The organism is Caballeronia sp. (assembly GCF_049581465.1).
Classification (GTDB): Bacteria; Pseudomonadota; Gammaproteobacteria; order Burkholderiales; family Burkholderiaceae; genus Caballeronia.
Window position 1 is genome coordinate 1 of record NZ_JBAUSA010000803.1, and the last position, 8792, is coordinate 8792.

Below are 8792 nucleotides of genomic sequence, written 5' to 3' on the forward strand. Positions count from 1 at the left end.
GGCCTGCCTTGGGCTTGCGCCGCGTGCTTCGAGCGGCTTCAGGTTAGAAGCAAATTGCTCCGACGCCGCGCGCCACGAGAATCGCTCGGCCCAGGCGCGGGCGTCGGCGCGTTCAATCTTCAGCGCCCGCAGACACGCTTCGCGCAGGTCTTCGTCCATTGCGCCGGGACCCTCGGTGCCGAGCACGTCGATCGGACCCGTCACTGGAAACGCCGCGACGGGTGTGCCGCACGCCATGGCTTCGAGGAGCACGAGGCCGAAGGTATCGGTGCGGCTCGGGAACACGAATACATCGGCGGCGGCATATACCTTCGCCAACTCGGCCTGTGACAGCACGCCCAGATAATTCACGTTTGTGTAGCGCGATTTGAGTTCGGCGAGCGCCGGACCTTCGCCCGCGACCCATTTAGAACCGGGGAGATCGAGCTTCAGGAACGCTTCCACGTTCTTCTCGACCGCCACACGTCCCACGTACAGGAAAATCGGCCGCGTGGTGTTCAGGACCTTCGAATCCATCGGCTGGAAAATGTCGAGATCGACGCCGCGGGTCCATAGCGCCACGTTCGTGAAGCCGAATTTTTCGAGGTCCGTTTTCACGACCGGCGTGGGCGCCATCACGGCCTGCGAAGGCTTGTGGAACCAGTGCAGGAATTTATAGGTGACCCCAAGCGGAATATGGAAACGCGCCTGTACGTATTCCGGAAAGCGCGTGTGATACGCCGTCGTGAAGGGCAGCTTGTTACGCAGGGCGAAAGATCGCGCCGCCATGCCAAGCGGGCCTTCGGTCGCGATATGAAGCGCGTCGGGGGCAAACTCCTCGATCCGTTGCGCGACGCGCCGGCCCGGCATGAGCGAGAGGCGAATTTCCGGATACGTCGGGCAAGCGATGGTCTTGAATTCGAGTGGCGTCAGCAATTCCACGCGATGCCCGAGCGCCGTCAATTCGCGGGTCGTGCTTTTCAACGTGCGCACGACCCCATTGACTTGAGGTTCCCATGCATCGGTGACGATCATGATTTTCATCGTATGGCCCTGGTGATGGATGACGCTCAGGCGGTCGCCTCAGCCTCTTGCAGATTGACTTCGGGCGAGCGCAAGACGGTCCAGTAGACAATCTTCAATTCGCCTTCCAAAGTTTCGACGAGTGCCGACAGGCTTTCGACCCAGTCGCCGTCGTTGCAGTAGAGAATGCCGTCGATATCGCGGATCTCGGCCTTGTGGATATGCCCGCAGACCACGCCATCGCAGCCGCGACGGCGGGCTTCGTCGGTCATCACGTGTTCGAACTGAGAGATGAAATTCACCGCATTCTTGACCTGGTGTTTCAGGTATTGCGAGAGTGACCAATAGTTTAGGCCGAGTCGTGAACGCACGCGATTGAACCAGCGGTTGAGCAGCAGGATCACGGTGTAGAGCGTGTCGCCGAGATAGGCGAGCCATTTGGCGTGCTGGATGACGCCATCGAAGAGATCGCCGTGGACGATCCACAGACGCTTGCCTGCGAGCGTGGTATGAAACGCTTCGCTGCGCACGTGGATATCGCCGAACGCCAGATCGCAGAACTGGCGCGCGGCTTCGTCGTGATTGCCCGGGATATAGACCACTTGCGTGCCTTTACGGGCTTTACGCATAACCTTCTGGATGACGTCGTTGTGCGCTTGCGGCCAGAACCAGCCCTTACGGAGCTGCCATCCGTCGATGATGTCGCCGACCAGGTAGAGGTATTCCGAGTCGTTATGGCGCAGGAAATCCAGGAGATAGTTGGCCTGGCAGCCGCCCGAGCCGAGATGGATATCGGATAGCCAGATGGTTCGGTATCGATGCGCGGCGTCGTTATCGTCCGCGTTCGGTTCCATACGGGACGCCGATGGCGGCGCAATGCTGGGAGCGGCTGCGCCTGGCGGCGTTGAATCGATCCGGAACGCGATGGATTCGGCGTCGAGGCTTGTTGCGCCGAAGAGATGAGTCGCGGACGATTTGATGGCCATGGGCTCGCGCAATGGGTTTCAGTGCCTGCATTGCGCCATGTGAGCGTGACGAAGCCATGACAGTCACGAGAAGTTCTTATTACGGGGGTGGGGCGGGGAGCCGGCGTGAGTTCGGTGGGTGCCGTTCGCGCGCGGGATTTGACGACGTCAATGCGATCGGAAAGAGACGGCATGGATCTCCATCATCATCTCGATATTGGGTTCCCTTATACTTTCAAATTTATGATGGAATCCTATGCAAACGCTTGGCGAAATGATTGGCGCGGTCGCGCACGATGTGGAGTGCAAGGTATGTCAAGGAAGGGCGACGCTTTACGGTGTTACGGATTTCAACAAGAATTGTGAGGAACATCGCGGCAAGTATTTGCCGCTGAGTGGTGTTCCGATTTACTACCATCGTTGCGATTCGTGCGGCCTGATTTTTACGACTGCGTTTGATCGGTGGGATAAGGCGGACTATCTCCGGCATATCTACAACGATGCCTACGAGTCGGTCGATCCCGATTATGTCGATGTCAGGCCTGCGCACAATGCCGAGTTCATATTGACGCTCATCAAGAAGGGTGAAGCGCTGACGTGCGTGGATTATGGCGGCGGCAACGGCAAGCTGGCTGGGCTATTGAGGGAGCGGGGCGTGGATGCCCGAAGCTGGGACCCCATGGGCGACGATGGCGCGATTCCGGCATCGGGGGCGTTTGATTTCGTTAGTGCGTTCGAAGTCCTGGAGCATACGCCGACACCGTTGCAGTCGATTGACGAAGCGCTTGGATTACTGGGTGAGCGGGGCGTGATGTTATTTTCGACGTTGACGACTGACCACTTGCCGCCACGAGCGATGGACAACTGGTACATAGCCCCGCGCAACGGGCACATTACGCTCTATACGAAGCGATCATTAAAGACGCTATTCGAGAGATACGGGTACCGCCTTCACCACTTCTCGGAAGGAGTCCATATGGCGTTGCGAGAAGCGCCGAGCTGGCTCTGATCGGCGGCGAAAAACCGTTACGGAGAGACAGCCGAAATCACCCGCGTCCCGGCCAGCCGATCATGTAAAAACTGACGATTGGGGTCGAAAAAAACGGCACAGGCCCAGGCAACGACCCACGCGGCCGAAATAATGAGCGTATGGGGAATGGAAATCCCAAAAGCCGGATGAAGGGCCAACGGCGGCAATACCCAAAGCCACGAAAAGACAAATCGAAGAAGCGCTCGCGCCGGTGAAACCGGCGTTCCTTGCGCATCGACCACTTTCAACCGCCAGGTTTTCATCGGCAGAGTCTGGCCGCCGTGCGTCCAAAAATAAACGAAATAAACCGCCAGCACGATCCCGATCCACGCCATTAACAGATTGTGGTGAGTCAGGCCATTGCGTTGCTGTGTGAGCGTCGAAAACAAATAGCCGGCGATAAACACGATCCCGAACAGAAGGACGCTCTCATAGATCATCGTGGCCAGGCGTCGACGCAACGCGGGGGCAACCAGTCCAGAACCCGAAAGAGAACTCACGAACGATCAAGATCCGTTAAAAATGGAAGGTGCCTGCTGGGGCGACACGGGAATCGGCGTAGCCGGGACAAAACTCGCGGGCGCAGCAGGGGTCGGTGCGACGTGCGCGGGCTGCATGGCAATCCCGGCCCGCTCATCGGCCAGTACCTCAGAAGCCCGCGAATGCTCACGCGCGTTCATCAGCCGATTGATGTCCTCGACTTCGGTTTTTCCGGAAGGCGGCGCGCTGACAACGGTCGGCCGGCGCGGCTTTTCGGCCGCGGCGAGCTTTTTCTTCTGGTCTTCAGGGAGCTTCTGATAGGCATCCCAGGCTTTCTCGCGCTTCTCGACGGGCACGGATTTCGACACCTGGTAATTTTCTCGCGCGACCTTGCGCTGATCCGGCGTCATGCGGACCCACTCGGCCATCCGCTCGTGAAGCCGTTTTTGCGCATCAGGCGACATCTTGTGATAACGCGACGCGATCTTCATCCATTTCCGCTTGCGCTCGTCGCTGAACTGATCCCATTGCGCGCTGAATGGCGCGAGCGCGATGCGCTCGGATTCGGTTAAATGACTCCACGCGAGCGGACCCTCGGAGATCAGAGGGGAAAGGGGAACCAGGACTTCGCCGGCACTTGCCCCGGCGGGCGCGGCAGCAGCCGACGCAACGTCAGAAGACGGATAGAAGCGCGGATACGTCGCGGCAAACGCGACAAGCCCCGCAATCGCGCATCCGAAAACAATCGCGAGGCCACGCTTGTAGCTCACCCGAGAACTCCCGCTGTCTTAGTTAGTTTTAATTTAATGATTGCGCGTCAGGTACGCGTTGAAACCGTGGTCGAGATAGGCGTCAAGCGGCAGGTTGTCGCTCAGCATGGCGGCGTCGATATCGGCGAGTTCAGCCGTGCGTTGCTGATCTTCCCAATAAGCGATTCCCGCTAGCCCGATAACCAGCGCAAGCAGCGGCCACGCCAGCGCAAGCCGCGAGAAACGGCCGCGCTTGGGCGCAGGCACGGTTTCAAAGCCACCCGAACTCCCACCAGCACCCGCCAGCGCGTGCGCAAAAACCGGCGCGGCAACCGCACTTTCCTCGGGTTTCTTGCGCGCAATGGCTCTGCGGCGAGCCGCCGCGAGCTGGTCGAGCGAGGCGGGCGGCAGGGTCGTAATGCTTTCGTCGAGTGCGCGGCAAACCTTCAGCGCAAACTCGGCTTCCTTTTGATCGAGAGCGTTGCTCATAGCGTGATTCCTTTCGCCTTCAGCGCGTGTGCCAGCGCATGTGTGGCCCGCGAGCAATGCGTTTTTACGCTGCCCTCAGAGCAGCCCATTGCAGCGGCGGTTTCGGCGACATCCATATCCTCCCAATAACGCATGAGAAACGCTTCCCGTTGACGTGCTGGTAGTTTCTGGATCTCCGCGTCGATCTGGTTGAGTACCTGTTCGCGCTCGAGCCTGTTCTCGCTGCTCTCGACACCGACTGCTCCGTCCTGCGATTCGAAGGTCTCCAGGGGGTCGAATTCATCGTCGTCGGCGTTACCGAACGACGAAAACAGACTCACCCACGTATTTCGGACCTTCTGGCGCCGGAAATGATCGTGTGTCGCATTCTGTAGGATACGCTGAAACAATAACGGCAATTCGGCCGGTGGGCGATCGCCGTATTTTTCGGCGAGCTTGATCATCGCATCCTGAACGATGTCGAGCGCCGCATCGTCGTCGCGTACGGTGTACACCGTCTGCTTGAACGCGCGTCTTTCGACGCCCGCCAGAAAATCGGCGAGTTCCTTGTCTGATGCCATCCGTTGGGCCCGGCGCAACGAGTGTGCGTCGAAAGGGTTCGTGAGAGGTTAAAAACCTGCGGATGCTAGCAAACTTTTGCCTCTACAGCGAGGAAATGCACCATTTAGCAGGCCTGGGCGGCCGGTATTCCGATGTGATTTCGGGCTAATCCGCGCCTTTTAGGGCTAATTTACCGACATCTTCCGACGCATTTCACGGAATTAATACTTGACGAACTTTATTGCGCCGGGCTATCGTTTCCGACTCGCATCATAAAGTGAACTGTCTCTTTGAGGCGAGCCCAAGAAGCTTGTCTATCAATCCAGACGCGCCGCTTGAACCCGAGCCACAAGCCCGGTAGAGAGCACCCGATCAATTTTTTGCCGAAAATTCGAAAGGTGAATGTATGAATATGCCCAGCGCGGAATTTTCCACGTCGGATACGACCCCCCAACACGAAGCTGAATCCATCGGCGGCACCGTGCTCATGCGCGCGCTCGCTGACGAGAAAGTCGAGTTCATCTGGGGCTATCCTGGCGGCTCGGTACTCTATATCTACGACGAGTTGTACAAGCAGGACCAGATCCAGCACATCCTGGTGCGCCACGAACAGGCCGCGGTCCATGCCGCCGACGCCTACGCGCGCTCCACGGGAAATGTCGGCGTCTGTCTCGTAACTTCAGGCCCCGGCGTCACCAATGCAGTGACCGGTATCGCCACGGCCTATATGGATTCAATTCCGCTGGTGATCATCAGCGGACAGGTTCCTACCGCTGCGATCGGCCAGGATGCGTTCCAGGAGTGCGACACCGTCGGTATCACGCGTCCGTGCGTGAAGCACAACTTCCTCGTGAAGGACGTGCGCGACCTTGCATTGACCATCAAGAAGGCGTTTTACATCGCTCGCACGGGACGTCCCGGGCCGGTGCTGATCGACATTCCGAAAGACGTGTCGAAGACACCGTGCAAGTACGAAACCATCAAGTCCGTCGCGCTGCGTTCGTACAATCCCGTCACCAAAGGCCACTCAGGCCAGATTCGCAAGGCCGTGCAGCTTTTGCTGTCGGCAAAGCGCCCGTATATCTATACGGGTGGCGGCATCATCCTGGCGAATGCGTCGCGTGAGTTGAACCAGTTCGCCGACCTGCTCGGTTATCCGGTGACGAATACGCTGATGGGCCTGGGCGGATATCGCGCGGACAACAAGAAATTCCTCGGCATGCTCGGCATGCACGGCACGTACGAAGCCAACATGGCCATGCAGCATTGCGACGTACTGATTGCAGTCGGCGCGCGTTTCGATGACCGCGTGATCGGCGATCCAGAGCATTTCGCGTCGCACGCCAAGAAGATCATTCACATCGATATCGATCCGTCCTCCATCTCCAAGCGCGTGAAGGTGGACATTCCCATCGTCGGCGACGTCAAGGAAGTGCTGAAGGAGTTGATCGAGCAATTGCAGACGGCCGAACACGGTCCCGACACGGCGGCGCTGGCTGACTGGTGGAAGGACATCGAAGCGTGGCGGTCGAAGGATTGCCTCAAGTTCGATCGCGAGAGCGAGATCATCAAGCCGCAATACGTGGTCCAAAAGGCGTGGGAGCTGACCGACGGCGAAGCCTTCGTCTGCTCGGACGTGGGCCAGCACCAGATGTGGGCGGCGCAGTTCTACCGCTTCAACAAGCCGCGCCGTTGGATCAATTCAGGCGGCCTCGGCACCATGGGCTTTGGTTTGCCTGCTGCCATGGGCGTGAAGATGGCGCATCCGGACGACGAGGTGTTGTGCATCACGGGCGAAGGCTCGATCCAGATGTGCATCCAGGAGTTGTCCACGTGCAAGCAGTACAACACGCCGATCAAGATCATTTCGCTGAACAACCGCTATCTCGGGATGGTGCGCCAGTGGCAGCAGATCGAATACAAGAAGCGTTACGCCAGTTCGTATATGGATGCGCTGCCTGATTTCGTGAAACTGGCTGAAGCGTACGGTCACGTGGGTATACGTATCGAACATACCCGCGACGTCGAGCCGGCGCTGAAAGAGGCGTTGCGCCTGAAGGATCGCACTGTGTTCCTAGACTTCCAGACGGATCCCACCGAAAACGTCTTTCCGATGGTCCAGGCAGGCAAGGGCATCACGGAAATGCTGCTCGGATCGGAAGATCTATAACGGCTGTTTTTAGCGGGACTCGCGTGGCCCACGTCTCCAAAAAGGACGGTCTGGCGGCTCGCAGGTCTTGCGAAAACACTCTATTTAACTGGATAAATGGGAACGCACCATGAGACACATTATCTCCGTGCTGCTGGAAAACGAACCGGGCGCGTTATCGCGTGTCGTCGGGCTCTTTTCCGCGCGCGGCTACAACATTGAAACCTTGACGGTGGCGCCTACCGAAGACAGTTCGCTGTCGCGGCTGACCATCGTTTCCATTGGCTCGGACGACGTGATCGAACAGATCACGAAGCATCTGAACCGCCTGATCGAGGTGGTGAAAGTGGTCGACCTGACAGAGGGCGCCCACATTGAGCGAGAGCTGATGCTGATCAAGGTTCGCGCAGTCGGCAAGGAACGTGAAGAGATGAAACGGATGGCGGATATCTTCCGCGGCCGAATTATCGACGTAACGGAAAAAACCTACACGATGGAACTGACGGGCGCCAGCGACAAGCTCGACGCATTCATCCAGGCACTGGACGCGACGGCGATTCTCGAAACCGTTCGGACAGGCAGTTCCGGCATTGGCCGGGGCGAGCGAATCCTGAAAGTTTGAGCGCTGCCGCGGGCTCAACGCCGCGGCCGCTCACTAGTTTCAAGTTACACACTCAATTCAACGAATTAAATTACGCCTAAGGAACTGACATGAAAGTCTTCTACGACAAGGACGCCGATCTCTCCCTCATCAAGGGCAAGCAGGTCACGATCATCGGCTACGGCTCGCAAGGCCACGCCCACGCGCTGAACCTGAAGGACAGCGGCGTCAATGTGACGGTCGGCCTGCGCAAGAACGGCGCATCGTGGAGCAAGGCTGAAAACGCCGGCCTCAAGGTCAAGGAAGTGGCCGAAGCCGTGAAGGGCGCCGATGTCGTGATGATGTTGCTGCCCGACGAGCAGATCGCCGAGGTGTACAAGAACGAAGTCCACGCGAACGCCAAGGACGGCGCAGCGCTCGCTTTCGCGCACGGCTTCAACGTGCATTACGGCCAGGTCGTTCCGCGCGCAGATCTCGACGTGATCATGATTGCTCCGAAGGCGCCGGGTCACACGGTACGCAACACGTACTCGCAAGGCGGCGGTGTTCCCCACCTGATCGCTGTTGCCCAGGACAAGTCGGGCGCGGCACGCGATATCGCGTTGTCGTATGCGGCGGCGAACGGCGGCGGCCGTGCAGGGATCATCGAAACGAATTTCCGCGAAGAAACGGAAACCGATTTGTTCGGCGAACAAGCCGTGCTGTGCGGCGGTACGGTCGACCTGATCAAGGCTGGCTTCGAAACGCTGGTGGAAGCGGGCTACGCGCCGGAAATGGCGTACTTCGA

10 protein-coding genes are annotated in these 8792 nt (G+C 58.6%); 4 read left to right on the plus strand and 6 right to left on the minus strand.

The window, feature by feature from the left end; translation table 11 throughout:
• Positions 1 to 1023 (minus strand): glycosyltransferase family 4 protein (locus WCA53_RS19720; RefSeq protein WP_423914484.1); only part of this gene is annotated, 1023 nt, incomplete at its 3' end.
• Positions 1024 to 1049: 26 nt separating this feature from the next.
• Positions 1050 to 1988, minus strand: a complete 939-nt coding sequence (locus tag WCA53_RS19725; protein WP_423914487.1) for a UDP-2,3-diacylglucosamine diphosphatase — start codon at positions 1986 to 1988, stop codon at positions 1050 to 1052.
• A 235-nt stretch (positions 1989 to 2223) separates the two neighbouring features.
• Here WCA53_RS19725 and WCA53_RS19730 point away from each other — a divergent pair, with 235 nt between their 5' ends.
• A complete protein-coding gene (locus tag WCA53_RS19730; RefSeq protein ID WP_423914489.1) occupies positions 2224 to 2976 on the plus strand; it encodes a class I SAM-dependent methyltransferase in 753 nt (250 codons plus the stop codon).
• A 17-nt stretch (positions 2977 to 2993) separates the two neighbouring features.
• Here the strand turns inward: WCA53_RS19730 and WCA53_RS19735 are convergent, their stop codons facing one another.
• From WCA53_RS19735 to WCA53_RS19750, 4 genes are read right to left on the minus strand one after another with little or no spacing between them, the layout of a single operon-like run.
• Complete coding sequence (locus tag WCA53_RS19735) at positions 2994 to 3497, minus strand: RDD family protein (protein ID WP_423914493.1); 504 nt, start codon at positions 3495 to 3497, stop codon at positions 2994 to 2996.
• A gap of 6 nt (positions 3498 to 3503) precedes the next feature.
• Positions 3504 to 4247: a DUF3106 domain-containing protein gene (locus tag WCA53_RS19740; RefSeq protein ID WP_423914496.1), complete on the minus strand. Its 744-nt coding sequence runs from the start codon at positions 4245 to 4247 to the stop codon at positions 3504 to 3506.
• 33 nt (positions 4248 to 4280) lie between these two features.
• On the minus strand, positions 4281 to 4715 hold the full coding sequence (locus tag WCA53_RS19745; RefSeq protein ID WP_423914499.1) for a DUF3619 family protein: 435 nt from the start codon (positions 4713 to 4715) through the stop codon (positions 4281 to 4283).
• Positions 4712 to 5275 (minus strand): RNA polymerase sigma factor, encoded by a 564-nt coding sequence (locus tag WCA53_RS19750; protein WP_423914501.1) that lies wholly within the window; start codon positions 5273 to 5275, stop codon positions 4712 to 4714. Before WCA53_RS19750 ends, WCA53_RS19745 begins: the two co-directional genes overlap by 4 nt.
• Before the next feature lie 386 nt (positions 5276 to 5661).
• Here WCA53_RS19750 and WCA53_RS19755 point away from each other — a divergent pair, with 386 nt between their 5' ends.
• The 3 genes from WCA53_RS19755 to ilvC form a co-directional block, all read left to right on the plus strand.
• The gene (locus WCA53_RS19755) at positions 5662 to 7425 is read left to right on the plus strand and encodes an acetolactate synthase 3 catalytic subunit (protein WP_423914504.1); all 1764 of its coding nucleotides are present in this window, start codon (positions 5662 to 5664) and stop codon (positions 7423 to 7425) included.
• 109 nt (positions 7426 to 7534) lie between these two features.
• Positions 7535 to 8026 (plus strand): acetolactate synthase small subunit, encoded by a 492-nt coding sequence (gene ilvN, locus WCA53_RS19760; RefSeq protein WP_423914508.1) that lies wholly within the window; start codon positions 7535 to 7537, stop codon positions 8024 to 8026.
• An 89-nt stretch (positions 8027 to 8115) separates the two neighbouring features.
• Positions 8116 to 8792 (plus strand): ketol-acid reductoisomerase (ilvC, locus tag WCA53_RS19765; RefSeq protein ID WP_423914512.1); only part of this gene is annotated, 677 nt, incomplete at its 3' end.